We start from the raw sequence: 26,295 nt of genomic DNA on the forward strand, positions 1-26,295 counted from the left end.
GGCGGGTGCGGCCTGCCGGGGCGTCACCTGCGGCGCGGGCGCCGGACGGCGCAGCGCCTGCGGCGCCGGCGGCAGGTGCGGTGCGACCGGCGGCAGCCTCGGCCCTTCTTTGCGCGGATCGAGCCCGAAGGCCGCATCCGCGCGCTCGAACAGCGATGCCGGCCTTGCGCCTTCGCGGTTGATCTTGCCCTGATCGGTCATCTGTTTCGTCCCGTCCTCAGGCCACCCCGCCGATCGAGACGAACTCGATCGCGAGCAGGATCACGAACATCGCGCCAAGGCCCGCGCAGGCCCCGGCAAATTGCTTGAGCCGCCGCTTCTCGAGCGTGCGCGCGGCTTGCGAGACGGTCAGCGAAATCGCGCCGATCACCGGCAGATCGAAGGTGCGCTCAAGCTTCTGCGGGGTCGCAAAGCTCGATTTGAGCTGCCCCAATGCATAGGCTGCGGCAAAGCCCGCGCCGATCCCGACGATCAGCACGCCGAGCAGCAGCAGCGGACGATTGGGCGCAGCCGGGCTCTGCGGCACGCTCGGCTGCTGGATCACGTCGAACCGGAACTGGCTCGCCTTGTCCTCGACCTTGCCGCGGGTCTTCAGGGCCTCGCGGTCCTGGAGGAGCTTTTCGTAGTTCTGGCGCAGCACATCGTAATCGCGGCTGATGCGGTTGGCTTCGGCGGCAACTGCCGGTTCGCTTGCCTGACTGGCGAGGAGCGCTGCGGCATTGCTCTGGAGCGCGGCGCGGCGGGCCTGGAGCGCCTCGACGCTTGCCTGACGCTCGCTCTTCAAGGCAACCAGCGAGGCATAGGCCGGATTGGGCGCACCGCCCGCATCATCGCCCGCCGCCGCGGCCTGCCGCGCCAGCAGCGCGACCTGCCGGGTGGTGGAGACGACATCGGGGTGGCTATCGGTCAGCCCCCGCGCGCGCAGTTCGGCAAGCTGGGTCTGGGCCACTTGCAGCGCGGCACGCGGGCCCGTGGCATCGCGCCCGCCCGAGATGGTGCGCGGGGTCGAGGAAATCTGCCCCGAAATCGCGGCAAGCCCGCTCTGGGCCGCGGCCAGATCGGCCTCAACATTGCGCAATTCGGCGCGCGCGTCCTGGACCTTCTTCGACAGGCTGTCCGAGCCGCCGACGAGATCGGGATATTGGGCCTCGAAGGCGAGCCGGCGCTGTTCGGCCTGTTCAAGCTCGGTCTTGCGTTCCTGTAGCTGGCGGTCGAGATCGCCGATCGCGGTGCTGATCCCGGTGCGGCTGCCGATCACATATTCCTCGCGCAGGATATCGAGCAGCTTCTGCACCACGTCGCGCGCCAGCACCGCGTTCTCGGCGTCGGAGAACTCGCCCCTGCCGATTTCGGCGGTGATCTGGAACAGGTTGTCCTGTTCGCTGGTCACCTTGACCTTCTTCTCGAGGCTCGCGACCGCCGCGTCGAGCGCGCCGCGTTCGGTGATGCCCTCGCCCAGACGCGTGGTGGTGATGACCTTTTCGAGGTTCTTGGCGCTCGACAGGGTTTGGCGCACCCGCATGATCTCTTCCTTGCCGTCACCGGCAATGCCGAGCTGCTTGGAGAGCACGTCCTCGACGTCGACATAGACGCGCGCCTTCGATTCGTAGGCATTGGGGACCATGCTCACCACCAGCCACCCGGCGAGGCACACGCCCCACGCCACCGCGATCGCGATCCATCGGCGGTGCCATACCGACCACAGCGCCGCGCGCAGTTCGTCGAAGATCTCGCTCATCTTCCCAAGCGCCCCTTAGAACCGGCTCTCGGGGATGATGATGGTGTCACCGGGCTTGAGCATGACATTGGCGCTGGAATCGCCCTTGCGCACGAGGTCCGACAGGCGCAGGCGGTATTCGATCTGGGTGCCGCGCGCGCGATCGAGGCGGATCAGTTTGGCGCGGTTGCCGGCGGCGAATTCGTTGAGCCCGCCGACCGCGATCATCGCGTCCAATGCGGTCATGTTGGCGCGGTAGGGCAGCGAGGCGGGCTTCTCGGTCGCGCCGATCACCCGCACCTGCTGGGTGAAGTTGCCCTCGGGCGTGTTGACGATCACCGAGACGATCGGCTGCTCGATATACTTCGACAGCTCGCCGGCGATGTAGTCCTGCAACTGGGTCGCGGTCTTGCCGACGGCCGGGATGTCCTGCACCAGCGGGATCGTCAGGCGCCCGTCGGGACGCACGCGGACCTTGTCGGCGCTGAGTTCGGGATTGCGCCAGACGTGGATCGTGATCTCGTCCAATGGCCCGATGGTGTATTCCTCGCTCGGCACCACGCTGCCATCGCCATAGGAGGCCGGCGGCAGCTCGCGCCCGGTGCCCGCGCAGGCGGCAAGCAGGCCCGCGAGAAAACCGAGAGCCAGAAGGCGCTTCAAGTCGGAGAACTGGAACATCGTCGCGTGGATCCTTGGCCTGGACCGGGCGCGTCGCCGATGTGGAGGAGCGACCTGCCACACGAAGCGCCCGGATAACGGGGTTCTTGTGGCGGGAAATGGTGAAGATAAGATTAGTTATACAGCGCCCAATGCGCCCCTATCCCGGATCGGGACAGCGCCCGGGCAGGCCTTAACGCGACGGGTTAACGGCGTGCCCGCGGGCTCAGACCAGCAGTTCGGCCGCCGGACCGTGACCCAGGAATGCGCTCGGAGAAGCGGTTGCGCCATAGGCCCCGGCGCAGAACACCGCGACCAGATCGCCCACCTCGGCACGCGGCATCATGGCATTGTCGGCGAGGCGATCGAGCGGGGTGCAAAGGCAGCCGACAATATTGACCTCCTCTGTCGCTTCCGCGCCGTAACGCGTTGCAATCGCAGAAGGATAATTGCGGCGCACGACCGTTCCGAAATTGCCCGAGGCGGCTAGCTGGTGGTGCAGGCCGCCATCGGTGACGAGGAAGGTCACTCCGTGGCTTTCCTTACGATCGATGACACGGGTGAGATAGACCCCCGCCTCGCCGACGAGGTAGCGGCCAAGCTCCATGCACAGCTCGGTCCGGGCGAGCACCGGCGGCAGGCCCGCAATCCTTTCGGCGAGCGCCGCACCGACCCCGGGCAGGTCCACGGGGGTGTCGCCGGGGAAGTAGGGGATCCCCAGCCCGCCGCCCATGTTGAGCTTGGGGAGGGCCGCGCCGATGGCCTCGGCGAGTTCGGCGGCCAGCGCGAGGACATTGGCCTGCGCCTCGATGATTGCCTCGGCGCTGAGGGTCTGGCTGCCGGTGAAGATATGGAGGCCCCGCCATTCGGCCCCTTCGGCAATGAGCTGCCTGGCGAGCGCCGGCACCCGCTCGGCATCGACGCCGAACTGCTTGGCGCCCCCGCCCATCTTCATCCCCGATCCGGTCATCACGAAAGAGGGGTTCACCCGCACCGCAATGCGCGGGTGCACCCCGAGGCGCTGGCCGATGGCGAGTGCGCGCGCGCCCTCGCCCTCGCTCTCGCAATTGAGGGTGACGCCGGCGGCGATGGCCGCTTCAAGCTCCTCGTCGCGCTTGCCCGGGCCGGCAAAGCTGATGCGCTTCGGATCGATCCCGGCGGCCTGGCACAGCGCGAGCTCGCCTGCCGAGGCGATGTCGAAACCGTCAACCAGCGGCGCCATATGGGCGATCACCGCAGGGTGCGGATTGGCCTTCACGGCAAAGTTCACGCCGACGCGGGCGGGCAGCGCGGCGCGCAGTGCGGCGACGCGGGCGTCGAGCATCGCCTTTGAATAGACAAACACCGGCGTGCGTCCCGCCTCGCCCACCCATTCGCTTGCGCGGCGTCCGGCGATGGCGAGTTCGCCATCGATCGATGCAAAGCCGGGGGGGATCGGGCCGACGGGCTTCATTCGCCATATTCCTTGGTCAGTTCCGCCTGGAGCGCGGTGCGGTCGATCTTGCCGTTGGGATTGAGCGGCATCGCGGCGCGCCAGTGGATCATCTGCGGCTGCATGAAATTGGGCAGGTCGCGCTGAAGGCGCCTCGGCAGTTCTTCGGCGCCCGCCGGATCGCCGCGCACCACCAGATGCACCGCCTGGCCAAGCCGCGCATGCGGCACGCCGAGCGCGACGGCCTCGGCAGCCAGACCCGAGGCGAGCGCTGCCTCCTCGATCTCCTGCGGGCTGATGCGGTTGCCGGCGCTCTTGATCATCGCATCGCGCCGGCCGGAGAAATAGAGGAGCCCGTCAGCCTCGCGCTTCACCCGGTCGCCCGAGAACACCGCCATCCCGCCATAGTGCGAGGCCGCCGGCGCGGGCTTGAAGCGCTCGGCCGTGCGCTCGGGGTCCTGCCAGTAGCCCTGCGCGACCAGCGGGCCTGCGTGCACCAGCTCGCCCTCCTCGCCATCGGCGGCGACCTCGCCCGCGTCGTTCACCACGAGGATTTCGGCAAAGGGGATGGCCTTGCCCATCGAGGTCGGGTGCGTGTCGACCAGCGCCGGATCGAGATAGGTCGAGCGGAAGGCTTCGGTGAGGCCATACATCGGGAACAACCGCGCTGCGGGGAACAGGCCGCGCAAGGACCGCACCAGATCGACCGTCAGCGCCCCGCCGCTATTCGTCAGCCGCCTGATGGGCGCGCGCGCTTCGGCGGACCAGTCGGTCTCGGTCAGCTGCACCCACAAGGGCGGCACGGCGGCGAGCGTCGTCACCCCATGCTTGGCGCAGGCCTTGGCGACATCCTTGGGGAAGAGGAAATCGAGCGGCACCACGCAGCCGCCCGCATACCATGTGGAGAGGAGCTGGTTCTGGCCGTAGTCGAAGGACAGCGGCAGCACCGCCAGGGTCACGTCGTCGCTTTCAAGACCGAGGTAATGCGCCACGCTCACCGCACCCAGCCACAAATTGGCATGGCTGAGCATGACCCCTTTGGGGCGGCCTGTTGAACCCGAGGTGTAAAGGATCGCCGCCAGCGCCGAAGGCGGGATGGCCGATGGCCCCAGCGCGCCGAAGCCATCGGCCTTCGCCAAGGCGACCTCCTCCTCCAGCGCGTGGCACGCCTCCGGCAGATCGCCCGGCTCCAGCGAGGCAAGCCGCGACGGCGTCCCGATCAGCAATTGCGCCCCGCTATCGGCCAAAATATGCGCGACCTGCGCGCGCTTCAGCAGCGGGTTGATCGGCACATGCACCAACCCGGCCCGTGCCGCGGCGAGCGGCAGCAGGCAGGTAAGCTCGCCCTTGGCCGCCCAGCTTGCCACGCGCGCGCCGGGCTCGGGCAGCATGTCGATCAGCCACATCGCCAGCTGGCCAACACGCTGTCTTAACTCCTCGTGGTTAAGGGTGCGCGTCCGAAGCACCAGCGCCGAGGCCTCACCGTAGCCGCCCTCCCCCGCCAGTTCGGCGAGGTGGTCGAGCGGACGCGGAGTGGGATCGGGCAGGCAGGACATGAAGGACACGGACTTTCAGTGATCGAAGCGCGGTATCACGATAGCGTTAACGTCTTGCAAGCGCTGTCTGGCGCGGGGGCGGCTGCACCCTTCGACCGCGCCGAATGGTTCGCGCTGCTGGCCGGCACCGGGCTCGTCCCGCTGGTCGCCATCGCCAGCGATGCGGAGGCTTCGGCGGCGCTCGCGCTCACAGAAAGCGGCGGGCGAATCACGCCCTTGCGCAACTGGTATTCTTTCACCTGGCGCGAATTGGCTCCGGCGGGCGAAGCGGGTGATCGCCTGCTCGGAGCCATCGCGCGTCAGCTCAAAACCCGCGGCTGGCGCGTGACACTCGAGCCCGTTCCCGAGGAGGACGGCTCGGCGACCCGGTTGGCGCAGGCCTTCCGCGCGGCAGGCTGGCAGGTCGCTCTCGAGCCCTGCGACATCAACCACGTCCTCCCTGTGCGCGGCCGCAGCTTTGCCGAATACTGGGAGACCCGCCCCGGCCCCTTGCGCACCACGCTCAAGCGCAAGGCGAAGAAGGTAGAGACCCAAATCCTCACCCATTTCGACCCGCAGGTCTGGGCCGATTACGAGGCGATCTACGCCGCCAGCTGGAAGCCCGCCGAGGACCAGCCCGCCATGCTGCGCGCCTTTGCGCAAGGCGAGGGCGCGGCAGGTCGCCTCAGGCTCGGCATCGCGCGGGCCGAGGGTCTCGTGGTCGCAGCGCAGGCCTGGACGGTCGAGAACGGCACCGCCTACATCCACAAGCTCGCCTATCTCGAAAGCCACAAGCATCTTTCCGCCGGGACCACGCTCACCGCCGAACTGTTCCGCCACGTGATCGACCTCGACCGCGTCGCGCTGGTCGATTTCGGCACCGGCGACCAGAGCTACAAGGCCGACTGGATGGAGGAAGTGCGCCCGCGCTTCCGCATCGATTGCCTCGATCCGGCTCGCCCGCGCGCCTGGGCCCCGCTCGCCAAGCGGCTGCTCGGACGCTGAGCGCGCCGATCCTGCAAAACTTGCACCATGCCCCGCGCATGGCTAAGCCCCGCCGCCACGGCTCGACAACAGGGACTTTTGCACCGCCGATGACCATTTCGCACAAGCTGGAAGGCGAAGCGCTGGAGAGCGAACTCAAGGGCCTGATCGCCGATGTTCTCGGGCTCGATCCCGCGCAGGCGCAGGCCTTCGGTCCGGGGTCGGGGCTGTTCGGCCACCTGCCCGAACTGGATTCGATGGCGGTCGCGGGCCTGCTCACCGAAATGGAAGACCGGCTCGGCATCGTGATCGAGGATGATGACGTCGATGGCGAGATGCTCGAGACCTATGGCGGGCTGCTCGCCTTCGCCCGCGCCAAGCTCGAAGCCTAGGCCTGCACGGCTGGCGATGGGGCGCGTCCTGCGGTGATTGCCACCTGGACCCCTCCGGCAGCGGCAAGCGGCGCAGGCGCACCGGAACTGCTCCTCGCCTTTGACCGCGGGCGCGCCTTGCGGGTGCTGGTTTGCCCGGCGTGGTTCGACGAGGCGAACAAGCTGCGCCGGTTCACGGCCGAGGTGATGCGCCGGCTCGACCGGGCGGGGATCGACAGCCTGCTGCCCGATCTTCCGGGGTGCAACGAGAGCCTTGCCCCCTTGCATGAACAGACCCTCGAAGGCTGGCGCGCGGCGATGATCGCGGCTGCCGGGGCCCTGCGCGCAACCCATGTGCTGGCGATCCGCGGCGGCGCTCTGATCGCCCCGCCGGGCCTGCCGGGGTGGCACTATGCCGCGCAGTCCGGCCCCAAGATGCTGCGCGGCATGATCCGGGCGCGCACCATCGCATCGCGCGAGGCGGGGCTGGCGGAGAGTTCCGAGGCGCTGCTGGCGCAGGGCCGCACCGAGGGGCTGACGCTCGGCGGATGGAAGCTCGGCGCGGCCCTGTTGGCAGCGCTCGAAACCGCCGAACGCGTGCTCGCCCCGGGCCAGAGCGACCTTGCCCAAAGCGCCGTCGGCGGCCCCGGCCTGTGGCTGCGCGCCGAACCGGACGATGACGCGGGCCAGGCCGACCGCCTCGCCGCGCGCATCGCCCAAAGCCTTGCGGGCGAACCGGGATGAGCCGCGTTTCCGGCCTGTTCGAATGTGACGGGCAGATGCTCGCCGCCACGCTCGACCAGGCACCCGGCACCACCGGGCTGCTGATCGTGACCGGCGGCAATGAAATCCGCTCGGGCGCGTTCGGCGGGCAGGCCGCCATCGCCGCCCGGGTCGCCGCGGCGGGCTTTCCCGTCTACCGCTTCGACCGTCGCGGCGTCGGCGACAGCGAGGGCGAGAACCGCGGTTTCCGTCACTGCGCCGCAGACATCGCCGCCGCACTGGCCGCCTTGCGCGCCGCTGCCCCGCAGGTCACGCGGGTGATCGCTTTCGGCAATTGCGACGCGGCTTCGGCGCTGATGCTGGAGGGCGGCGCGGGGGCGGACGGTCTCGTGCTCTCCAACCCCTGGACCATCGAGGGCGAGGACACTGCCGGAGGCGAGGCGGACCGCACCCCGCCGCCTGCCGCAGTGCGGGCGCGCTATCTCGAGAAGCTCAAGAACCCACGTGAAGTCATGCGCTTGTTTGGTGGAGGCGTGAATCTCGGCAAACTTGCCAGGGGCGTGATCCACGCCCTGAAGCCGCCCCCGCCGCCATCATCGCTGGCACAGGACATGGCCGCCGGCCTTGCGGGTTTCACCGGCGATGTGCGCATCCTGCTCGCCACCGCCGACCGCACCGCGCAGGTGTTCGAAGCCGCGTGGGACCGGAACGATCCCCGCATCCGCCGCTGCGAGGGCGGGACCCATGCCTATGTCGATCCCGCCCACAGCGCGTGGCTCGAAGCGCAACTGCTGGATGCCTTGCGCGCCTAGCGCTCGAACAGGCTCACCAGTTCGACATGGGTCGACCAGCGGAACTGGCCGACGGCGCGCAGTGTGCGCAATCGGAACCCCGCACCCGCCAGCACCGCGGCATCGCGCGCCCAGCTTGAAGGATTGCAGCTGACATAGACGAGCCGGGGCAAGGTGCTTGCGGCGATCCCGGCGATCTGCGCGCGGGCGCCTGCGCGCGGAGGATCGAGCAGGACGGCGTCGAAGCGGCTCAGCTCGGCGTGCTGCAAAGGCGCGCGGAACAGGTCACGGTGGAGCGCCAGCACCTGACCGCCGCTGCGCGCCCCGGCGGTCTTGCAGGCGAGGTGCGCGGCCTGCTCGGCCTCGACCGCGAGCACCTTGCGCCCCCCCTGACCTTCGGCGCGCAAGGCGAAGGCGAAGGTGCCCAGCCCCGCAAACAGATCGGCCACCATCCGCGCCTCGCCCAGCCACTCGGCAGCGTCGGCAGCCATCCGGCTTTCCGCATCCCGCGTCGCCTGAAGGAACGCCCCGGTCGGCAGGCCAACCGGCACGCCAGCGAGCGTCACCGTCACCGGCTCGGGCTCCCACACGGTTTCCGGCCCGTAACCCTGATCGAAGGAGAGGCGCGCAAGCCCCTGTTCACGCGCGAAATCGAGCGCCGCTTCGGTCGGCCCGAGGCCTTCGAGCGGGAAATGCGTGAAGCTCGCCTCGACGCCCTGGTCGGCGAGCGTCAGGTCGATCCCGACCATCGCCTTGGGGCCGTGCGCGGCGACGAACTTGCGCAAGGGGCCGATCAGCGCGGCGAGGGCCGGATCGAGAACGGGGCACTCGGCAAGGTCGACCACGCGGTGCGATCCGCCCTCGCGATAGCCGAGCACCGCACCGCCCGCGATGCGAAGGCCATGCAGCCCGGCGCGGCGGCGGCTGTGCGGGGGCGAGAGGTGGACGGGGAGCAGTTCCTCCGGCTCCAGCCCCTGCCCGCGCGCGGCATTGACCACACGCTCGGTGACGAAAGCGGCCAGCGCGGCATCGTCGGCATGCTGCAACTGGCACCCGCCGCAAGCAGCGAAATGGCGGCAGGGAGGGTTCTGGTGGTGCGCCCCGCGGGTGATCGCCCCGCCCGCGTCCACCACATCGCCCGGCACCGCGCCTGCAATATGGCGGCCCGAGGGGGTGACGCCGTCGCCCTTGGCGGCGAGGCGGATGATCGTTTCGAGGCTGCTCACAGCGAGGCCGCTAGCGCCTCGCAGACCGCTTCTGCAAGCTGCGATGGTGTGAAGGCCGGGCCAGCGCGGCGCGCGGCCTCGGCGTGGAGCCACACCGCCTCGCAGCCGGCGGTAAAGGGATCGGCCCCGCCCGCCATCCGGCTCGCGGCGATCCCGGCCAGGACATCGCCGGTGCCCGCGACCGACAGCCAGCTCGGCGCCGGAGGTGCGAGGGCGAGACGGCCGTCGGGCGCGGCGATGCAGGTATCGGGGCCCTTGGCGAGCACCACCATGCCGCTGACACGCGCCAGTGCCAGCGCGCGGTCACGGCGGCTCTCGGCGATCACCCCGAAGGCGCGGCACAGGGCGTCAAGCTCGCCATCATGCGGCGTTGCCAGGACCGGCTTGCCTCCGAGCAGCATGGCAGGCGCGAGCAGAACCAGCGCATCGGCATCGAGCAACAGCGCTGGCGCCGTGCGGAGCGCCTCGCCGAGCCGCTCGCGCGCCGCCGCGTCGCGGCCAAGACCCGGCCCCACCAGCACCGCGGCGATGCGCCGGTCGGACAGCGCCCCGGCGAGCGGGCCTGTGTCCGTCACCACATCGGGCGGCGTGCGCGGATCGGCGAGGGGGGCCAGCAGCTTCACATAGCCCGCTCCGGCACGCTGCGCGGCGCTGGCAGCCAGCAGGCTCGCCCCCGGCATCGCTCCGGCGACGATGCCCAGCAGACCGCGCCGGTACTTGTGGCTGTCGGCAGCCGGGGCGAACAGGCGCGGTCGTCCGATCAGCTGCGCTGCACCCTTCACTGCGGCGATCCCGATGGGCACGCACCGCATCTGCCCCATCAGCGCGCGGCCCGGCAGGCTCCAATGCGCAAATTTCCACGCACCGAGCGCCAGCGTGAGGTCGAAGGCGGGCAGCCTGTCGTTGAGCACCGCGCCCGTATCGCTGGCGATCCCCGAGGGCAGATCGACCGCCACGCAGAGGCGGTGCCTTGGAGCCAGATCGCGCAGCAGCAGCGCGTGTTCGGCCACCAGCGGGCGCGCAAGGCCCGATCCGAACAGGCAATCGACAAAAACCTCGCCCTGCGCGCCGCCCGAGGTGCCGACCGGGCCATCCCAGCACGCCCTCGCCTCGCGCGCGGCCTCGGTCTTTGGCGGGAGGGGAGCGATGAGGGTCACGGCATTGCCAGCCTCGCGCAGACGCCGCGCGATCACATAGCCGTCTCCGCCATTATTGCCGGGACCGCACAGCACGGTCACCGTGCGTCCGGCGGCGATGCGGCGGATCCACTCGGCCGCGCCCCCTGCGGCCACCTCCATCAGTTCCGAAACGCTCGTCCCCGCGTCGAACAGAGCCTGCTCGGCAGCGCGCATCTGCTCGGCGGTGAGGACCTGCGCTGAGGTCACGGGGTGGGCTGAGCGGCGGGTTCGCGGGGAATGCGGTAGCGGTCCGGCCCGACGGCGACTTGCAGGACGCCCTGCCCCTGCTCGATCACCACCGGTTCGGCCCCGTCGAGCGCGGCGAGCGTGCCGGTGGCGGGATCCAAGCTCAGCCGCCGGAAGCCGCCATCGGGGTGGTGGATGACGATCTGCTGGCCGCCTGCGACGCGTTCGAGCGTGCAGACCGCGGCGAAGTCCGCCGCCGTGCCGATCGCACACGCGATGGTATTGCCCGCGGGCACAGGGCTCTGCCCCCCGCAGCCAGCCAGCAGGCCGAGGGCAAGCCCCGCGCTAGATATCCGCAAAGACATGGGTCTCGGCCTTGGCTCCGGGGTGGGTCAGCGCCCCGTAGCGCGCCTTGCCGACCACCTGGCTGTAGCGCCACAGCGCGCCCGCCTGGTAGTCGTTGGTGCGTGGGCACCACCTGGCACGGCGCTCGGCAAGGATGTCTTCGGCGACGTCGAGGTCGATGGTGCCAGCGGTCGCATCGATGCTGATGATATCGCCATCCTCGACCAGCGCGATGGGGCCGCAATCGGCGGCTTCCGGGCCGACATGACCGATGCAGAAGCCGCGCGTCGCACCCGAGAAGCGCCCGTCGGTGATGAGGGCAACCTTCTCGCCCATGCCCTGCCCGTAGAGTGCGGCGGTGGTCGAGAGCATCTCGCGCATGCCGGGGCCGCCCTTGGGGCCTTCGTAGCGGATCACGATGACGCAGCCATCGGCGATATCGCGGCTCTCGACGGCGGCGAAGGCATCCTCCTCGCAATCAAACACCCGCGCGGGGCCGGAGAATTGCAGCCGCGCCATGCCGGCGACCTTCACGATCGCGCCGTCGGGGGCGAGGCTGCCCTTGAGGCCGACCACGCCGCCGGTCGGCGTGATCGGGGTCTTCACGTCATAAAAGACCTTCTGGTCGGGGTTCCAGGTGATTTCCTCGAGGTTCTCGCCGATGGTCTTGCCGGTGACGGTGATCGGATCGGGATCGAGGAAGCCGCCGTCGAGCAATGTCTTCATCGCCATGTAGACCCCGCCCGCCTCGTGCATGTCCTTGGCGACATACTTGCCGCCGGGCTTGAGGTCGGCGATGTAAGGCGTTGATTTGAAGATCTCGGCGACATCGAACAGATCGAACTCGATCCCCGCCTCGCTGGCCATCGCGGGCAGGTGCAGCGCAGCATTGGTCGAGCCGCCGGTCGCCGCCACCACCCGCGCGGCGTTCTCGAAAGCGGCACGGGTGCAGATATCGCGCGGGCGCAGATTGCGGGCGACGAGTTCCATCACCTGGCGGCCCGCCGCAACCGCGATATCATCGCGCGATCTGTAAGGGGCTGGCGCCATGTTGCTGTTGGGCAGGCTCAAACCAATTGCCTCGCCGACGCAGGCCATGGTGTTGGCGGTGAACTGGCCGCCGCAGGCGCCATGACCGGGACAGGCAACTTTTTCGAGCGCGATCAGCTCGGTCAGCGGGCAATTGCCGGCGGCGAACTGGCCCACCGCCTCGAACACATCGACCACGGTCACATCATTGCCGCGGTGGGTGCCCGGCAGGATCGAGCCGCCGTAGACGAAGATGCTCGGCACATTCAGCCGCAGCATCGCCATCATCATGCCCGGCAGGCTCTTGTCGCAGCCGGCAAAGCCGACCAGCGCATCATAGCAATGGCCCCGCACCGACACTTCAATCGAATCCGCAATGATCTCGCGGCTGATGAGCGAGGACTTCATCCCCTGGTGGCCCATTGCGATACCATCGGTGACGGTGATCGTGTTGAACCGGCGCGGGGTGCCGCCGCCCGCGATCACACCCTCGCGGCAGATATCGGCCTGGGCGTTCAAGGTGGTATTGCACGGTGCCGAATCATTGCCCGCGCTGACCACGCCGACGAACGGCGCGGCGATCTCCTCCTCGGTCATCCCCATCGCGTAGTAGTAGGAGCGATGCGGCGCGCGCTCCGGGCCGACCGAGACGTGGCGGCTGGGGAGCTTCGACTTGTCAAACTTGGGCGACATAAGATTTCCCGATAACGGCGTTTTGCGTAACGCCCCCTGCCTCTAGCGAAGCGCCGAGGCAACCCTCTGCGCAATTTTTGCCAAGAGCGCGGCCCAGCGGGCGTAGTCTTCGGGGGTCTCGGCGAGGTCCTGCCTGAGCTCGATCCCGAGATAGGGGCGGCCCTGGCCCTCCGCATGGCGGTTCATGGTGTAATTCAGGTCCCGGCCCGAATAGGGGAGGTTGTCGCCGACATTCAGCCCCTCGGCTTCGAGCATGGGAATCGCGATGCGCGCGGCGCGCTCGTCATGGTTGTAGAGCACGCCCACCTCCCACGGCCGCGCGGCCTCGGAGGTGGCGAGGCGCGGGGTGAAGGAGTGGAGCGAGAGGATCAGGCCCGGCTCGCTCGCGGCGAGCCATTCGGCCAGCGCGGTGTGATAGGGGCGATGGAAGCGGTTCAGACGCGCATCCCGGTCCGCTCCGACATTGCCGAGTATGGGGTGCCCGTCGCTCTCGGGCGGGACGAGGCCGGGGGCGGGTTCCTCGCGATTGAGGTCGCAGACCAGGCGGCTGACGGCGGCGATGTGGGCGGGGATGGCGTGCCGTTCCGCGAGCAGTTCGGCGATCGCCTCGGTGCCGATGTCGAGGGCGATGTGTTCGTTGAGGAGGTGCGCGGGAATCCGCAAGTCGATGTCGGCGGGGACGGCGTTGGAGGCGTGGTCGACGACACAGACGATCCCGCCGGGGGTAGGCGTGCCAATCTGGCAGAAGACCTCGCTCACCGCAGCCGCCCTGCCATGGTCCACCACTCGGCAGGCATGGCCGCCGCCGCTGCATCGCGGGCCTCGGGCGTGTCGTAGAGCGCAAAGCAGGTCGCGCCCGAACCGGACATGCGGGCGAGCCATGGGTGGGAAGCTTGCAGGGCGGCGAGCACCTCGGCGATTACCGGGCAAAGCGCAATGGCGGGGGCTTCGAGGTCGTTGCGCCCTTCCCTCGCGATTTGCGATGCGGGGCCTTCAGGGAGCGCGCCCCTGTCCATCCCGTCCCACGCCTTGAACACCGGGCCGGTGGAAAGCGGCACGCGCGGGTTGACCAGCAGCACAGGCGTTCCGGCGAGGTCGTCCTCGACCGCAAGCTGCTCGGTGCCGGTGCCGAGGCCGATATGGGTGCGGCTGAGCACACAGGCAGGCACATCCGCGCCGAGCTTTGCCGCGCGCGCTGGCCAGTCATCCGGCAGGCCGTGCAATGCCTCGACGATCCGGAACACCGCCCCCGCATCCGCCGACCCGCCGCCAAGGCCAGCCGCCACGGGGAGATTTTTTTCGAGGGTCACCGCGAGGCCCTGCGGGCGCGGCAGGACGTTGAGCGCGCGGGCGACGAGGTTGTCGAAAGGATTGTCCAGCCCCCCCGCAAACTCGCCCAGCGTGGTGACGCCGACCTGCGCGGCAGGCTCCGCCGTCAGCACATCGCCCGCATCGACGAAGGCGAACAGGGTCTCAAGCTCGTGATACCCGTCCTCCCGCCGCCTGCGAACATGCAGCGCGAGGTTGATCTTGGCGTAGGCGGTTTCGGTGAGGGTCACGCTCGGCGCTTGCCACTCTTGGAATGGCTGAGGGAACCGCTCGCAATCCAGCGCGAAGCCCAGCCCGCACCAAGTACGAACCCAATCACCAATACTGCCCGATCAAAATCCCGAAGCACGGGCTTGAGGGTTTCGCTCGTGTACCCGGCAAAAGCGCAGGCAATCAGAAATACCAGCACAGCCAGGACGGCACGAATTCGCTCAATTGAAAACATGCCGTCCCTCGACCTCACATATTCGGATAATTCGGCCCGCCGCCGCCTTCCGGCGTCACCCAGGTGATGTTCTGGTTGGGGTCCTTGATGTCGCAGGTCTTGCAGTGGACGCAGTTCTGCGAGTTGATCTGGAACCTGGGCTCGCCGGTCTTCTCGTCGGTGAGCCATTCGTAGACCCCCGCCGGGCAATAACGCGCCGAGGGACCGCCGAAGACGCCGAGTTCGCTCACCTTCTGGAGCTCGAGGTCCTTCACCTGCAAGTGGCAGGGCTGATCCTCGGCGTGGTTGGTGTAGCTGTAGGCAACGTTGGTGAGGCGGTCGAAGGTGATCACGCCGTCGGGCTTGGGATAGGCGATCTTGGGGTAGAGATCGGCGCGGCCCGTCATGGTGTGGTCCTTGTGGTGCTTCATGCTGATCGGCAGGCCGATCTTCAAGGTGCGCATCCACATGTCGATGCCCGCAAGCGCGGTGCCGATGTCGCCGCCGTACTTGGCGACCGCCGGCTGGGCATTCTGGACGAGCTTCAGCTCGGTGGCGATCCAGCTCGAACGCACCGCCGCATCGTAATCGGCCAGCTCGGTCTTCTCATGTCCCGCCGCAATCGCCGCCGCGATGCTTTCCGCGGCCAGCATCCCGCTCTTCATCGCGGTGTGGCTGCCCTTGATGCGGGGGACATTCACAAAGCCCGCTGCGCAGCCGATCAGCGCCCCGCCGGGGAAGGCGAGCTTGGGCACCGATTGCCAGCCGCCCTCGTTGATCGCGCGCGCGCCGTAGCTCACCCGCTTGCCGCCCTCCAAGTATTCGCGGATCGCCGGGTGGTTCTTCCAGCGCTGGAATTCCTGATAGGGCGAGACCCAGGGGTTCTTGTAATCGAGCGCGGTCACGAAGCCCAATGCCACCTGCCCGTTCGCCTGGTGGTAGAGAAACCCCCCGCCCCAGCTGTCGCTCTCGGTCAGCGGCCAGCCTTGCGTGTGGATCACCCGGCCGGGCTTGTGCTTCTTGGGATCGATATCCCACAGCTCCTTGATGCCGAGGCCATAGACCTGCGGCTGGCAGTTCGCTTCAAGGTCGTACTTGGCCTTCATGCGCTTCGTCAGGTTGCCGCGCGCGCCTTCGGCGAAGAGGGTGTACTTGGCGTGGATCTCCATCCCGGGCTGGTAGTCGCCCTTGTGCGAGCCGTCAGCGGCGATGCCCATGTCCTGCGTGATGACGCCCGCGACCGCGCCGCTTTCGTCGAACATCACTTCGGCCGCCGGGAAGCCCGGGAACACCATCACGCCCAGCCCCTCGGCCTGTTCGGCGAGCCAGCGGGTCATGTTGCCGAGGCTGCCAGTGTAGCAGCCGTGGTTGCTCATCAGCGGCGGCATGATCGCGTGGGGGAGCGAGGTCTTGCCGGTCTTCGAGAGCACCCAGTGCCAGTTGTCGGTCACCGGGGTCGCGGCCATCGGGCAGCCCTGCTCGCGCCATTCGAGCAGCAGCTCGTCCAGAGCCTTGGGATCGACCACCGCGCCCGAGAGGATATGCGCGCCGATCTCCGAGCCCTTTTCCAGCACGATCACGTCCAGATCGGCGTTGATCTGCTTGAGCCTGATCGCCGCGGAGAGCCCTGCCGGACCGCCGCCGACGATCACCACATCGCAGGGCATTGATTCACGTTCGCTCATCGCGGTTTCCTGATCCTTGTTGGTTTTGACCGCGCGGCGGCCACAGTCTGGCGATATGCCTTGTCCGTCCACTTGCTAAGGGGGAAAGAGACAGTCAAGACCCGCGATGGATAGCATGACCCCCCGATGAGCCGGCTCGACCCTTCCCTTGCGCACGAATTCGATGCGGCGCTGGCCTGGTGGCAGATGGCCGGTGTCGACCAGGACTTTGCCGATGACGCTACGACGTGGCTGGCCGAGCCGCGCCCGGCGCCCGCGCCGGGCGAGGTGCAGAGCCTGGCCGCCGGGCGTAGCGGAGGCAAGGATGCGGTATCGCCCGCCCGGGATTTTGCCGCGCGCAGTGCCGCTCCCCTGCCTGCCACGCCGGACAACGCCGCCGCACCGCGCCGCAACTGGCTGGGCGATTCGCCGCCGGCGGATCTTGCCGCCTTCCGCCAGTGGTGGATGGACACCGGGGAGCTCTCCCCCTCGCACGGTTTTCCCCGGATTCCGCCGCGTGGGGCCGCGGGCGCGGCGCTGATGGTGCTGGTGCCCCAGCCCGAAAGCGATGACCGCGAGCATCTGCTGGGCGGGCCGCAGGGTCGGCTGCTGGCCAACATCATCGCCGCGATGGGTCTTCCCGAGAGCGCGGTCTACCTTGCCGCAGCCCTGCCTGCGCATACCCCGGTCGCCGATCTCGCAAGCCTTGCCGCAGGCGGCATGGACGCGGTGACGGCGCACCACGTGAAGCTCGCCGCCCCTGCTCGGCTGATCGCGTTCGGCAGCACGCTGGGACCGATGCTGGGCGCAGAGCCGGCGGGTAAGGGAAATCAGCCTTTACGTGAAATCAACTATGGCTCGGGCACAGTCCCGGTTCTGTCGAGCGAAGCGCTCGATGCCCTGATGGACATGCCCCGGCTCAAAGCCCGGTTCTGGCGGAGATGGATGGAATGGTCGGCAACGGTTTGAGCCGCCTTGCAAGGCGTCCCGGAGCGGCGCTGGCGGCGATGGTGCTGGCGGTTGCCGGTCTTCATGCGCCGGCCGAAGCGCAGGCGGGCGAGCTGGTCGCGCGCTGGAACGGGGCGACCCCGCAAGACCGCGCGCTGACCCCGGTGCTCTCGCCCGAGGAACGCAGCACCTATCGCCAGATCTTCGCCGCGATCGACGCCGAGCGGTGGGCAGAGGTCGAGAGCCTGCTGGCCCAGAACCCGGGCGGCGTGCTGGCGCAGGCGGCGCGCGCCGAATTCTACACCCACGCCAACAGCCCCAAGGTCTCGGCCGACCAGATCGCGGCATGGTTCGCCGCCGGGACCGATCTGCCCCAGGCCGAACAGCTCGCCAAGATGGGCGCCAAGCGCGGGCTGAACACGCTACCCGCGCTGCCCGCCGGCCAGGGCTTCGCGCGCCAGCCCTATGCGCCCAAGCGGATGTTGCCGCGAGCCGTGAGTGACGGGACCATGCCCGCCGCGAATGCCACCGCGATTCTCGCCGCGATCAAGGCCGACAATCCCGCCGAGGCCCAGCGGCTGCTGGCCGAGATCGATCCGCTGCTCTCGGGCGATGCGCGCGCCGAATGGCGCCAGCGGGTGGCGTGGAGCTACTACATCGAGAATCAGGACAACGCCGCGCTCGAACTGGCGCGAACGGTGGTTGACGGCACCGGCGAATGGGTCCCCGAAGGCGCATGGGTCGAAGGGCTCGCCGCCTGGCGCATGGGCTATTGCCAGCTGGCGGGCGAGGCCTTTGCGCGGGTCTCGCAGCGCGCTTCGAATGTCGAGCTCGCCGCTGCCGGGCACTATTGGGCAAGCCGCGCCGCCGTGCGCTGCCGCGAGCCGGGGCAGGCGCAGGCCCACCTCAGCGCCGCCGCCCAGATGGACGAGACGCTTTACGGGATGCTCGCCGCCGATCAGCTCGGCGTCGAACTGCCGCAGCACTCTGCGCCCGCGGCCCTCAGCCGCGAAGACTGGAGCGAGCTCAAGCAGCGCCGCAATGTCCGCGTCGCTGCCGCGCTGGTCGAGATCGGCCGCGCAGGCCTCGCCGACGAGGTGCTGCGCTACGAGGCCAGGATCGGCCCGTCCACCCAGTATGGCGCCCTCGCCCGCCTGGCGCGCGAGCTTGGCCTGCCCTCCACGCAGCTGTTCATGGCGCAGAACGCGCCCTACGGGATGAGCAGCGATCCCGCCCTGCGCTTCCCGGTCGCCTATTGGCAACCGGTGGGCGGCTGGCAGGTCGATCCGGCGCTGGCCTTCGCCCACGCCCTGCAAGAATCGAATTTCCGCGCGGCCGCCGTCAGCCCCGCCAACGCCCGGGGCCTGATGCAGATCATGCCGGGCACCGCGCGCGACCATTCGGGCCGCCTCAGCCTCGGCGCCTCCTACGAGGACTTGAACGATCCGCAGGTCAACCTCGCCTATGGGCAGCGCCACCTCGAAATGCTGCGTGATAGCCCCGCGACCGGCGGGTTCCTGCCCAAGATCATGGCCGCCTACAATGCCGGCCTCACGCCGGTCGGGCGCTGGAATTCCGAAATCAACGACCAGAACGATCCGCTGCTGTGGATGGAATCGATCCCCTATTGGGAGACCCGCAGCTATGTGGCGATCGTGATGCGCAATTACTGGATGTATGAACGCGCCGCACGGGTGCAATCGCAGAGCCGCCGCGCGCTCGCGCAAGGGCGCTGGCCGGAGTTTCCCCAAGCTGCTACGACCCGCTCGGCAAGTCGGGAGCGGTAGAGGAGCGCGCGTCGTGGCGATTGATGAAAGCCGTATTTTCAAGCCGATAGGCATCGCCGTTCTTACCGTTTCTGATACGCGCACCGCCGATACCGACACCTCGGGCGACATTCTGGCAGCCCGCGTGACGGGTGCCGGACACAACCTCGCCGCGCGGATGATCGTGAGGGATGATGCTGCCCTTCTCGCCGCGCAGTTCGAGGCCTGGATCGACGATCCGGCCGTCGACGCCGTGGTCTCCACCGGCGGCACGGGCCTGACGGGACGCGATGTGACGCCCGAAGCGCTCGCCATGGTAAAGGGCGCGCGCGAAATTCCGGGCTTTGGCGAATTGTTCCGCTGGCTCAGCTTCAAGACCATCGGCACCAGCACCGTGCAATCGCGCGCGCTCGCGGTGGTGGCGCGCGGGACCTACATCTTCGCCCTCCCCGGCTCTAACGGCGCGGTCAAGGACGGGTGGGACGGGATCCTCGCCGAACAGCTCGACAGCCGCAACCGGCCCTGCAATTTCGTCGAACTGATGCCGCGCCTCAAAGAGGTCTGATCGATCGGCGGGACTTGCGGAACGCGCCAATGTTCCGTAAATGTTCCACGTGAAACATTTGCGGCTAAAAGGGCGCGGTGCGCAATCGGCGGCGGTCCCGACCCGCTTCGGCCTCGCAGCACGCGAGGTCGATGACGACTGGCGCGACCATGTCCAGTCGCTCGGCGGTCCGCCCGTCCGCCTGCGCACCACGGTGACCGAAGAGCGGCCGAAGTCGATCCTCACCTTCAACCAGTCGCCCGATGTGCCCTTCGACCGCTCGGTCAATGCCTACCGGGGGTGCGAGCATGGCTGCGTCTACTGCTTCGCGCGTCCCACCCACGCCTATCACGACCTCTCGCCCAGCCTCGATTTCGAAACCAGGCTCTTCGCCAAGCCCGATGCGGCAAGGCTGCTGCGGGCGACGCTGGCGAAGAAGGGCTACCGCCCGCGACCGATCGCGCTCGGCACCAACACCGATCCCTATCAGCCGATCGAGCGCGATTACCGCATCACCCGCCAGATCCTCGAGGTGTGCATGGAGGCGCGGCACCCCGTCACCATCACCACCAAGTCGGACCGCGTGCTGCACGATGCCGACCTCATCGCTGCGATGGCCCGCGAGAAGCTGGTGGCGGTGTCGATCTCGGTGACGAGCCTCGATCCGGCGCTCTCCTCAAAGCTCGAACCGCGCTGCGCTGCACCTTCCAAGCGACTGAACGCACTCGGAACATTCGTGGAACTTGGGGTGCCGGTGCACTGCTCGCTATCGCCCGTCATCCCGGCGGTCACCGATGAATTCATGGAAGGCATCATCGCCCGCGTCGCCGAACTCGGCGTTCGCAGCGTCGGTTGGATCCCGCTGCGCCTGCCGCACGAGGTCGCGCCGCTGTTTCGCGAGTGGCTGGCAGTCCACTATCCCGACCGCGCAGGCAAGGTCATGAGCATTGTCAGACAGATGCGGGGCGGTCGTGACAATGATCCCGATTTCCACAGCCGCATGAACCCGCAGGGCGTGTGGGCCGATCTGCTGCGCGCGCGCTTCCGGCTTGCCTGCCGCAAGGCGGGGATCGGCAAGGCGAGGTTCGAACTCGATTGCTCGCGCTTTCGTCCGCCACAAAGCGATGGCCAATTGTCGCTGCTGTGATAGGCTCCGTCCCGGGCCGCGTGACGATAGGGGGAAATCATGCGCTGGACGATACTTGCCGCGGCCGTTCTGGCCTTCACCGCCACGAGTGCGCAGGCCCAGAGCCTCCAACACTTCACCCGCGCCGATTTCGAGCGCGCGCTGGTCGAGGCCGGGGCCACGGTCACCACCGAAGACCCGAATGCCGAACGGATCGACTTCCAATTCGATGGCGGCGTGATCGCCGATGCGCTGCTGCTCGCCTGCGAGGACAATGTCGCCAAGACCAAGTGCCTCGGCTCCTCGATGCTCGCCACCTTCGAGCCCGAGGGCAAGACCCGCGAACAGGTAATCGAGGCGATCAACACGTACAATTACAAGGAAAATTTCGGCCGGGCCTATCTCGATCCCGATGGCACCATCGCGGTGCGCATGTACATCTTCGCCGATGGCGGCATCACCCGCGCGAACTATGCGAGCCAGATCGGCCTGTGGTTCGCTTCGGTGTCGGACTTCTTCGGCTACCTTTACGGCGAGGAGTGATCGGCGCGCGGCGCTGCCACGCCTGATCGGGAGCTGACCGATGCGGATCAACAGACCGGCACTGCTCGCCGCCGCGCTGGCGCTGCCGGTGGTGGTCGCGCTGACGACCCGCCAGCCTGCGCCCGATTTCGCCGATGTCGCCTATGCGCGGCTCTCGGAGCGCCAGACCTTCGATCTCTATCTGCCCGAGGGCGAGGGGGCCTTCCCGCTGGTCATCCACATCCACGGCGGCGGCTTTCGCGAGGGCGACAAGGGGATGCTGCCGCGCAATATCCGCCGGGCGCTGCTCGCGCGCGGGATCGCGGTGGCGACGATCAACTACCGGCTCTCGGGCGAGGCGCGCTTTCCGGCCGCTATCGAGGATGCCAAGGCGGCGGTGCGCTTCCTGCGCGCCAATGCCGCGCGCTATCACCTTGATCCCGAGCGCTTTGTCGCCTTCGGGCAATCTGCGGGCGGCAACCTTGCCTCGCTGATCGGGACGACCGGCAATGCGCAGGTGTTCGACAACCCCGCGCTCGGCAATCCCGGCGTATCGGACACGGTCAGCGCGGTGATCGACTGGTTCGGCCCGAACGATTTCCTGCAAATGGATCGCCAAGCGCGCGCGCAGGGCTGCACCCCGGATCACGATGCGGCGGATTCCTTCGAATCCGAATATCTCGGCGCCCCGGTCCATAGCGTGCCCGACAAGGCCAGGGCCGCCAACCCGATCACCTATATCGACGCCGCCGACCCGCCCTTTCTGCTCCAGAAGGGCAGCGAGGATTGCCTCGTGCCCGTAGGGCAGACCACGATCCTTGCCGAGGCATTGAAGCAGGCGGGGGTGCCGGTCGAGGTCGATATGTTCGAGGGCACCGGCCACGGCGACACCGGCTTCTTCTCGGCCCCTGTGTTCGACGGCGATGCCAATGCCGAGCGGGTGGCGGCGTTTGCCGAAGCGCACCTCAAGAAGGCGCGCTGAGGCTATTGCTCTAGGAGAGCGCAGCTTTCCTCGTGCGGAACTCGGGGTGGCCCTTCCGTAAGCAGCGCTGGCCGGGCTGCAGCGTCGGCATCGCTATGGACTTGACCTTTATGAGCCCCTGTTCGCGCAAGGCGCGCTCCTCGTCCGCAAGGCACTGGCTGAACAGGCGGCGGAGCAATTCGCCCTCGGAATAGTAGACGTGCCACGCACCGGAGGCCTGCCATGACGCGCGTACAATCTCCGGAGACGGGCCATGGATCAACCGGCTGTCGATGATCGCCTCGTTGTAGATTGTGCTGACCCTGCCCCAAGCATCCGAGAAGGCCTCACATTCAGACGAAGGATTTTCGAAGCACTGCGGGCGCGTGACATCGAGAAGTCTTTCGCCCACGATGACGCAATGCTCGGAGTGCTCCAGCGGCACTTTGTCGACATCGGTCCGGCACGACAAGACAGCGCTCCAAAGCTCCCCGAGGTCGGGTGGAATGTAGAGCTTGTCGCTGGTCTTGACCGGCTCCTAGCCCGCTCGCCCAAGCGCGAGCGCGACGATCGCAAGCAGCCGTTTCACCCGAACCCCGCCCCCGCCTCGCCCGGGGCAAAGCGCACCAGACGGCTGTCGACCAGCGCGGCGGTGCGGTTGACCACGGCCTGCTGGTAATCGGGGTCCTTGATCATCGCGAAGAAGGCCGCGGCATTGGGATATTGCGCGATGAAGGCATCGTGCCAGCGCTCGCCCTCGGGCCCGGTCACCATCGTCTCGAACCGCCCGCGCCACAGGATCTTTCCGCCGAGCCTGCGGAAGATCGGCCCGCTGGTGATGCCGTATTCCTCGTAGGCGCGCCGCCCGCTCCAGCCCTTTCCGGCATGCTCGTGCCCCTCGGGATATTCGGCAAGATCCCGGTAAAGCAGCAGGTTGAGCATGTTGATGGGCGTATCGCGCGGCAGGTGCTTGAAGGCCTGGAAGTTTGCCGGCGAGGGGTCGATATAGGTTTCACAGGTCACTTTGCGTTCTCCCGAAGATCGCATTGCATGTAGACGGTATCGAGCAGCCGGCCGAATTTCCTGCCGACGTTGCGCATCCGGCCCGCGTGGACAAAGCCGCACTTGCCGTGGAGCGCCACCGAGGCCGGCTCGCCACCGCCGATCACCGCCAGCATCTGCTCGAACCCGCTCGCGCGGGCAGCCGCGATGAGCGCAGGCAGCAGCGCACTCCCCACCCCTCGCCTGCGCGCCTGGTGGGACACATAAATGCTGTCCTCGCAGGTGTGCGCATAGGCGGCGCGGTCGCGGAAGCGGGCGGCATAGGCATAGGCGATGACCGCGCCCTCCCGCTCGGCGACAAGGAAGGGGAACCCGCGCGCGGCGAAATCGGCGAGTTTGCCTTCCCATGCTGCCGCATCGGGCGCGGCGGTATCGAAGGTCGCGGTGCCGTTCGCCACGTGCCAGGCATAGATCGCGGCGATGGCCTGCGCGTCTTCGCCGCGCGCAGGCCGGATCGCCGGATCAGGCCAGCGTGTAATCGGCGAAGCGCTCACGCAGGTCCTTCTTGCTGATCTTGCCGGTGGCGGTGTGCGGGATGTCGTCGACGAATTCGACCGCATCGGGCATCCACCATTTGGCGATCTGGGGCCTGAGGTGATCGAGGATGTCTTCGGACGTCACCTCGGCCCCCGCCTTCTTCACCACGAACAGCACCGGGCGCTCGTCCCACTTGGGGTGATAGATGCCGATGCAGGCCGCTTCGGCGACGCCGGGGTGGCCGCAGGCGGCATTCTCGAGCTCGACCGAACTGATCCACTCGCCGCCCGACTTGATCACGTCCTTGGTGCGGTCGGTGAGTTGCAGCGTGCCATCGGGGTGGATGATGCCGACATCGCCGGTGTCGAACCAGCCGTCATTGCCGACCGCGTCCCTTTCGGCCTTAAAATAGCGTTTGATGATCCACGGGCCCCTGATCTGGAGCGCGCCGGACGTCTTCCCGTCGCGCGGCAGTTCGGTGCTCATGTCGGCAAGGTCGACGGTGCGCAGCTGCACCCCGAAGATCGGGCGGCCCTGCATCGCGGTCTTTTCGACCTTCTCCGCGAGCGTCAGGCTGTCCCAATCCCAGGTCGGCCCGCCGACCGTGCCGATCGGCGAGGTTTCGGTCATGCCCCAGGCGTGCTGGACGCGGGTGCCGTTCCTGAGCAGCCGCTCGATCATGAACTTGGGCGCCGCCGAGCCGCCGATGGTCGCAGCCTTCAAGGGCGGCAGATCCAGCCCCTCGCGGTCGCAATACTGGAAGTGCGCGAGCCACACGGTCGGCACGCCGGCGCTGTCGGTCACGCCCTCGCGGATCATCAGATCGTGGAGCACCGCCGGATCGTTCACCGCCGAGAACACGAACTTGATCCCCGCCATCGCGCCCGAATAGGGCAGGCCCCAGCTCGCCGCGTGGAACATCGGCACCACGGGCAGCATCACCGAGGCGCTCGAGAAATTGAACGCCGCCGATTGCAGGCCGGCCAGCGCGTGGAGCACGGTCGAGCGGTGTTCGTATTGCACGCCCTTGGGATTGCCGGTGGTGCCCGAGGTGTAGCAGATCATGCACGGGTCGGTTTCCTGCCCCGTCACCCACTCGAAATCGCCATCCTCGGCCGCGATCCAGTCTTCGAAGGCGGGGGCGTGCGCGCCGGAATCGTAGCAGATGTAGTGCTCGACCGTGGGCCAGCGGCTCTTCATGCGGTCAACGATCGGCTGGAAGGCCGCATCATAACACAGCACGCGGTCCTCGGCGTGGCTCACGATATATTCTAGCTGATCGTCGAACAGGCGCGGGTTCACCGTGTGGAGCACCCCGCCCATGCCGGCGACGCCGTACCAGCTGACGAGATGGCGCGAATGGTTCATGGCGAGGCTTGCAACCTTGTCGCCGGGCCTCAGACCGAGGCGCTGCAAGGCCTGCGCCATCTTCAGCGCATCGCGGCGGATGCCCGCCCAGTCGGTGCGGGTCTCGCTGCCATCGGCCCAGCGGCTGACGATCTCGCGCCCGCCCGCCTCGCGCGCGGCGTGATCGATCACCGCGGTCACCCGCATCGTCCATTCCTGCATTGCCCCAAGGCGTTCGCTCGCCATGACCAGTCTCTCTCCCTGATGCTTGTCCTGTGCGCTGCCTGCGGCGGCGCTTGCCGGCGTTTCATGCCGTGCCCCTCGTCGCTTGGCAATCGCTTCGCCCAATCGCGGGCACGGACTGCCGAGCGCCATGCAACAATTCGCACCCCCCAAGGCTTGCCTCTCACCCGCCGGAAACGGCCGCGCCTCCGCGCGCGGTCCGGGGCCCCTTTCCCGGGAGCCGGCGGATCACCGAATTGCGAGGTAACAGGATAATGAAAAGCACGAGATTTCTTCTGGTCGGCGCAGCCGCAGCTGCCATCGCCGCACCGGCACAGGCCGACGGGCCCTATTTCGGGGTCGAGGGCGGCGTCAGCCTCAGGGACAAGGTCACGCTCGATGTCGACGTGCCGCCCGCCGATGGCAGCTTCGAGCGGGCCGCCACCGCCCGCACCAAGATCGGCATCGATGGCGACGTGATCCTCGGCTATGATTTCGGCGCCTTCCGGCTCGAGGCCGAGGGCGGCTACAAGAACGCCAAGTATCGCAGCCTGACGGTCGAGAATACCGGCATCCTGCCGACCGGTTCGACCGTGCCGGTGGGCACCGTGGTCGATAACCGGCGCGATCTCGAAATCTGGAGCGCAATGGTCAATGCGCTGGTCGAGATCGGCGCGGATGACGGCCTCAGGGTCTATGGCGGCGGCGGCGCGGGTGTGGCGCGCCTCGAACTGCCGGTCGAGGTTGCCGGGGTCGGCACGCTGGTCGACGACAAGCAGACCGATTTCGCCTGGCAGCTGATCGGCGGGCTGCGCTTTGCAGTGACGCGCAACATCGATCTCGGGGTCAAGTACCGCTACTTCAACATCGACGACTTCAGCCTGACCGGCACCAACGGCAACGGTCTTGAAGCGGACTATTCGGCCCATTCGGTACTGGCGAGCGTGATCGTCAACTTCGGCGGGCGCGCGCAGGAAGCGCCCGAGCCCGCGCCGGTCGCCGCGCCGGTCGCCGCGCCGCCGCCGCCGCCGCCCCC

28 protein-coding genes are annotated in these 26,295 nt (G+C 68.1%); 12 read left to right on the forward strand and 16 right to left on the reverse strand.

Annotation, left to right across the window (positions count from 1 at the left end):
• From D620_RS16555 to D620_RS0104790, 5 genes are all read right to left on the reverse strand, one after another.
• Positions 1-201, reverse strand: a 201-nt coding sequence (locus tag D620_RS16555) for a hypothetical protein (protein WP_033376210.1), incomplete at its 3' end; no start/stop codon positions are given.
• A gap of 16 nt (positions 202-217) precedes the next feature.
• Positions 218-1,738, reverse strand: a complete 1,521-nt coding sequence (locus D620_RS0104775) for an XrtA system polysaccharide chain length determinant (protein ID WP_017664649.1) — start codon at positions 1,736-1,738, stop codon at positions 218-220.
• Between the two features lie 15 nt (positions 1,739-1,753).
• Positions 1,754-2,395 (reverse strand): XrtA/PEP-CTERM system exopolysaccharide export protein, encoded by a 642-nt coding sequence (locus tag D620_RS0104780; RefSeq protein WP_017664650.1) that lies wholly within the window; start codon positions 2,393-2,395, stop codon positions 1,754-1,756.
• A 205-nt stretch (positions 2,396-2,600) separates the two neighbouring features.
• Positions 2,601-3,827 carry a pyridoxal-dependent decarboxylase, exosortase A system-associated gene (locus D620_RS0104785; RefSeq protein WP_017664651.1) on the reverse strand — a complete coding sequence of 409 codons (1,227 nt, stop codon included), beginning with the start codon at positions 3,825-3,827 and terminating at the stop codon, positions 2,601-2,603.
• Positions 3,824-5,362 carry an acyl-CoA ligase (AMP-forming), exosortase A system-associated gene (locus tag D620_RS0104790; RefSeq protein ID WP_026091950.1) on the reverse strand — a complete coding sequence of 513 codons (1,539 nt, stop codon included), beginning with the start codon at positions 5,360-5,362 and terminating at the stop codon, positions 3,824-3,826. Before D620_RS0104790 ends, D620_RS0104785 begins: the two co-directional genes overlap by 4 nt.
• An 18-nt stretch (positions 5,363-5,380) precedes the next feature.
• On the opposite strand from D620_RS0104790, the gene D620_RS0104795 reads away from it, so the two are divergent.
• The 4 genes from D620_RS0104795 (at position 5,381) to D620_RS0104810 (ending at position 8,231) form a co-directional block, all read left to right on the forward strand.
• Positions 5,381-6,346: a GNAT family N-acetyltransferase gene (locus D620_RS0104795; protein WP_155800025.1), complete on the forward strand. Its 966-nt coding sequence runs from the start codon at positions 5,381-5,383 to the stop codon at positions 6,344-6,346.
• An 89-nt stretch (positions 6,347-6,435) separates the two neighbouring features.
• Positions 6,436-6,717, forward strand: a complete 282-nt coding sequence (locus D620_RS0104800) for an acyl carrier protein (RefSeq protein ID WP_017664654.1) — start codon at positions 6,436-6,438, stop codon at positions 6,715-6,717.
• A 33-nt stretch (positions 6,718-6,750) separates the two neighbouring features.
• Complete coding sequence (locus D620_RS0104805) at positions 6,751-7,440, forward strand: hypothetical protein (protein ID WP_017664655.1); 690 nt, start codon at positions 6,751-6,753, stop codon at positions 7,438-7,440.
• Entirely contained in the window at positions 7,437-8,231 is a 795-nt protein-coding gene (locus D620_RS0104810; protein ID WP_017664656.1) for a hydrolase 1, exosortase A system-associated, read from the forward strand. The genes D620_RS0104805 and D620_RS0104810 overlap by 4 nt, the downstream gene beginning before the upstream one ends.
• Here the strand turns inward: D620_RS0104810 and D620_RS0104815 are convergent.
• From D620_RS0104815 to D620_RS0104840, 6 genes are read right to left on the reverse strand one after another with little or no spacing between them, the layout of a single operon-like run.
• Positions 8,228-9,436 carry a class I SAM-dependent RNA methyltransferase gene (locus tag D620_RS0104815; RefSeq protein WP_017664657.1) on the reverse strand — a complete coding sequence of 403 codons (1,209 nt, stop codon included), beginning with the start codon at positions 9,434-9,436 and terminating at the stop codon, positions 8,228-8,230. The two genes, D620_RS0104810 and D620_RS0104815, sit on opposite strands and share 4 nt — an antisense overlap.
• Positions 9,433-10,821 carry an NAD(P)H-hydrate epimerase gene (locus D620_RS0104820; protein WP_017664658.1) on the reverse strand — a complete coding sequence of 463 codons (1,389 nt, stop codon included), beginning with the start codon at positions 10,819-10,821 and terminating at the stop codon, positions 9,433-9,435. Before D620_RS0104820 ends, D620_RS0104815 begins: the two co-directional genes overlap by 4 nt.
• Complete coding sequence (locus D620_RS0104825; protein ID WP_017664659.1) at positions 10,818-11,096, reverse strand: hypothetical protein; 279 nt, start codon at positions 11,094-11,096, stop codon at positions 10,818-10,820. Before D620_RS0104825 ends, D620_RS0104820 begins: the two co-directional genes overlap by 4 nt.
• A 49-nt stretch (positions 11,097-11,145) precedes the next feature.
• A complete protein-coding gene (gene ilvD, locus D620_RS0104830; protein ID WP_017664660.1) occupies positions 11,146-12,867 on the reverse strand; it encodes a dihydroxy-acid dehydratase in 1,722 nt (573 codons plus the stop codon).
• Between the two features lie 42 nt (positions 12,868-12,909).
• Positions 12,910-13,626 carry an N-formylglutamate amidohydrolase gene (locus D620_RS0104835; protein ID WP_017664661.1) on the reverse strand — a complete coding sequence of 239 codons (717 nt, stop codon included), beginning with the start codon at positions 13,624-13,626 and terminating at the stop codon, positions 12,910-12,912.
• Positions 13,623-14,426 (reverse strand): 4-(cytidine 5'-diphospho)-2-C-methyl-D-erythritol kinase, encoded by an 804-nt coding sequence (locus tag D620_RS0104840; protein ID WP_017664662.1) that lies wholly within the window; start codon positions 14,424-14,426, stop codon positions 13,623-13,625. Before D620_RS0104840 ends, D620_RS0104835 begins: the two co-directional genes overlap by 4 nt.
• Before the next feature lie 23 nt (positions 14,427-14,449).
• Here D620_RS0104840 and D620_RS16560 point away from each other — a divergent pair, with 23 nt between their 5' ends.
• A complete protein-coding gene (locus D620_RS16560; RefSeq protein ID WP_196795253.1) occupies positions 14,450-14,635 on the forward strand; it encodes a hypothetical protein in 186 nt (61 codons plus the stop codon).
• A 20-nt stretch (positions 14,636-14,655) separates the two neighbouring features.
• Here the strand turns inward: D620_RS16560 and D620_RS0104845 are convergent, their stop codons facing one another.
• Positions 14,656-16,305 carry an electron transfer flavoprotein-ubiquinone oxidoreductase gene (locus D620_RS0104845; protein WP_026091954.1) on the reverse strand — a complete coding sequence of 550 codons (1,650 nt, stop codon included), beginning with the start codon at positions 16,303-16,305 and terminating at the stop codon, positions 14,656-14,658.
• Positions 16,306-16,431: 126 nt separating this feature from the next.
• Between D620_RS0104845 and D620_RS0104850 the strand changes: the two genes are divergently transcribed.
• The 6 genes from D620_RS0104850 to D620_RS0104875 are packed head-to-tail and all read left to right on the forward strand — an operon-like array spanning position 16,432 to position 22,172.
• Positions 16,432-17,253, forward strand: a complete 822-nt coding sequence (locus tag D620_RS0104850) for a hypothetical protein (protein ID WP_017664664.1) — start codon at positions 16,432-16,434, stop codon at positions 17,251-17,253.
• Complete coding sequence (locus D620_RS0104855; protein WP_420705277.1) at positions 17,235-19,019, forward strand: lytic transglycosylase domain-containing protein; 1,785 nt, start codon at positions 17,235-17,237, stop codon at positions 19,017-19,019. The genes D620_RS0104850 and D620_RS0104855 overlap by 19 nt, the downstream gene beginning before the upstream one ends.
• Positions 19,020-19,032: 13 nt before the next feature.
• Positions 19,033-19,563, forward strand: coding sequence for a molybdenum cofactor biosynthesis protein B (moaB, locus tag D620_RS0104860; protein WP_017664666.1), 531 nt, complete (start codon positions 19,033-19,035; stop codon positions 19,561-19,563).
• Between the two features lie 40 nt (positions 19,564-19,603).
• On the forward strand, positions 19,604-20,689 hold the full coding sequence (locus D620_RS0104865; RefSeq protein WP_017664667.1) for a PA0069 family radical SAM protein: 1,086 nt from the start codon (positions 19,604-19,606) through the stop codon (positions 20,687-20,689).
• Between the two features lie 39 nt (positions 20,690-20,728).
• Positions 20,729-21,211, forward strand: a complete 483-nt coding sequence (locus D620_RS0104870) for a YbjN domain-containing protein (protein WP_017664668.1) — start codon at positions 20,729-20,731, stop codon at positions 21,209-21,211.
• 40 nt (positions 21,212-21,251) lie between these two features.
• Positions 21,252-22,172, forward strand: a complete 921-nt coding sequence (locus D620_RS0104875) for an alpha/beta hydrolase (protein WP_017664669.1) — start codon at positions 21,252-21,254, stop codon at positions 22,170-22,172.
• A 10-nt stretch (positions 22,173-22,182) separates the two neighbouring features.
• On the opposite strand, the gene D620_RS0104880 is transcribed toward D620_RS0104875, so the two are convergent.
• The 4 genes from D620_RS0104880 to D620_RS0104895 all read right to left on the reverse strand — a co-directional run bounded on the left by D620_RS0104880 (position 22,183) and on the right by D620_RS0104895 (position 25,283).
• The gene (locus D620_RS0104880; protein ID WP_196795254.1) at positions 22,183-22,563 is read right to left on the reverse strand and encodes a hypothetical protein; all 381 of its coding nucleotides are present in this window, start codon (positions 22,561-22,563) and stop codon (positions 22,183-22,185) included.
• Positions 22,564-22,736: 173 nt separating this feature from the next.
• Complete coding sequence (locus tag D620_RS0104885; RefSeq protein WP_017664671.1) at positions 22,737-23,174, reverse strand: DUF1330 domain-containing protein; 438 nt, start codon at positions 23,172-23,174, stop codon at positions 22,737-22,739.
• Entirely contained in the window at positions 23,171-23,707 is a 537-nt protein-coding gene (locus D620_RS0104890; protein ID WP_017664672.1) for a GNAT family N-acetyltransferase, read from the reverse strand. The genes D620_RS0104885 and D620_RS0104890 overlap by 4 nt, the downstream gene beginning before the upstream one ends.
• Positions 23,676-25,283 carry a long-chain fatty acid--CoA ligase gene (locus D620_RS0104895; RefSeq protein ID WP_033376213.1) on the reverse strand — a complete coding sequence of 536 codons (1,608 nt, stop codon included), beginning with the start codon at positions 25,281-25,283 and terminating at the stop codon, positions 23,676-23,678. Before D620_RS0104895 ends, D620_RS0104890 begins: the two co-directional genes overlap by 32 nt.
• A gap of 251 nt (positions 25,284-25,534) precedes the next feature.
• Between D620_RS0104895 and D620_RS0104900 the strand changes: the two genes are divergently transcribed.
• The coding region (locus D620_RS0104900; RefSeq protein ID WP_017664674.1) for an outer membrane protein at positions 25,535-26,295 on the forward strand (761 nt) is incomplete at its 3' end.

The organism is Porphyrobacter sp. AAP82 (genome assembly GCF_000331285.1).
In the GTDB taxonomy this organism is placed as follows: domain Bacteria; phylum Pseudomonadota; class Alphaproteobacteria; order Sphingomonadales; family Sphingomonadaceae; genus Erythrobacter.

What these genes read in the sequence shown, in the direction of transcription:
- D620_RS0104775 (WP_017664649.1), bottom strand. Translation starts at nt 1,738, where the DNA reads ATGAGCGAGATCTTCGACGAACTGCGCGCGGCGCTGTGGTCGGTATGG.
- D620_RS0104780 (WP_017664650.1), bottom strand. Translation starts at nt 2,395, where the DNA reads ATGTTCCAGTTCTCCGACTTGAAGCGCCTTCTGGCTCTCGGTTTTCTC.
- D620_RS0104785 (WP_017664651.1), bottom strand. Translation starts at nt 3,827, where the DNA reads ATGAAGCCCGTCGGCCCGATCCCCCCCGGCTTTGCATCGATCGATGGC.
- D620_RS0104790 (WP_026091950.1), bottom strand. Translation starts at nt 5,362, where the DNA reads ATGTCCTGCCTGCCCGATCCCACTCCGCGTCCGCTCGACCACCTCGCC.
- D620_RS0104800 (WP_017664654.1), top strand. Translation starts at nt 6,436, where the DNA reads ATGACCATTTCGCACAAGCTGGAAGGCGAAGCGCTGGAGAGCGAACTC.
- D620_RS0104810 (WP_017664656.1), top strand. Translation starts at nt 7,437, where the DNA reads ATGAGCCGCGTTTCCGGCCTGTTCGAATGTGACGGGCAGATGCTCGCC.
- ilvD (WP_017664660.1), bottom strand. Translation starts at nt 12,867, where the DNA reads ATGTCGCCCAAGTTTGACAAGTCGAAGCTCCCCAGCCGCCACGTCTCG.
- D620_RS16560 (WP_196795253.1), top strand. Translation starts at nt 14,450, where the DNA reads ATGGCTGAGGGAACCGCTCGCAATCCAGCGCGAAGCCCAGCCCGCACC.
- D620_RS0104845 (WP_026091954.1), bottom strand. Translation starts at nt 16,305, where the DNA reads ATGAGCGAACGTGAATCAATGCCCTGCGATGTGGTGATCGTCGGCGGC.
- D620_RS0104850 (WP_017664664.1), top strand. Translation starts at nt 16,432, where the DNA reads ATGAGCCGGCTCGACCCTTCCCTTGCGCACGAATTCGATGCGGCGCTG.
- D620_RS0104855 (WP_420705277.1), top strand. Translation starts at nt 17,235, where the DNA reads ATGGTCGGCAACGGTTTGAGCCGCCTTGCAAGGCGTCCCGGAGCGGCG.
- D620_RS0104865 (WP_017664667.1), top strand. Translation starts at nt 19,604, where the DNA reads ATGTTCCACGTGAAACATTTGCGGCTAAAAGGGCGCGGTGCGCAATCG.
- D620_RS0104870 (WP_017664668.1), top strand. Translation starts at nt 20,729, where the DNA reads ATGCGCTGGACGATACTTGCCGCGGCCGTTCTGGCCTTCACCGCCACG.
- D620_RS0104875 (WP_017664669.1), top strand. Translation starts at nt 21,252, where the DNA reads ATGCGGATCAACAGACCGGCACTGCTCGCCGCCGCGCTGGCGCTGCCG.
- D620_RS0104895 (WP_033376213.1), bottom strand. Translation starts at nt 25,283, where the DNA reads ATGGCGAGCGAACGCCTTGGGGCAATGCAGGAATGGACGATGCGGGTG.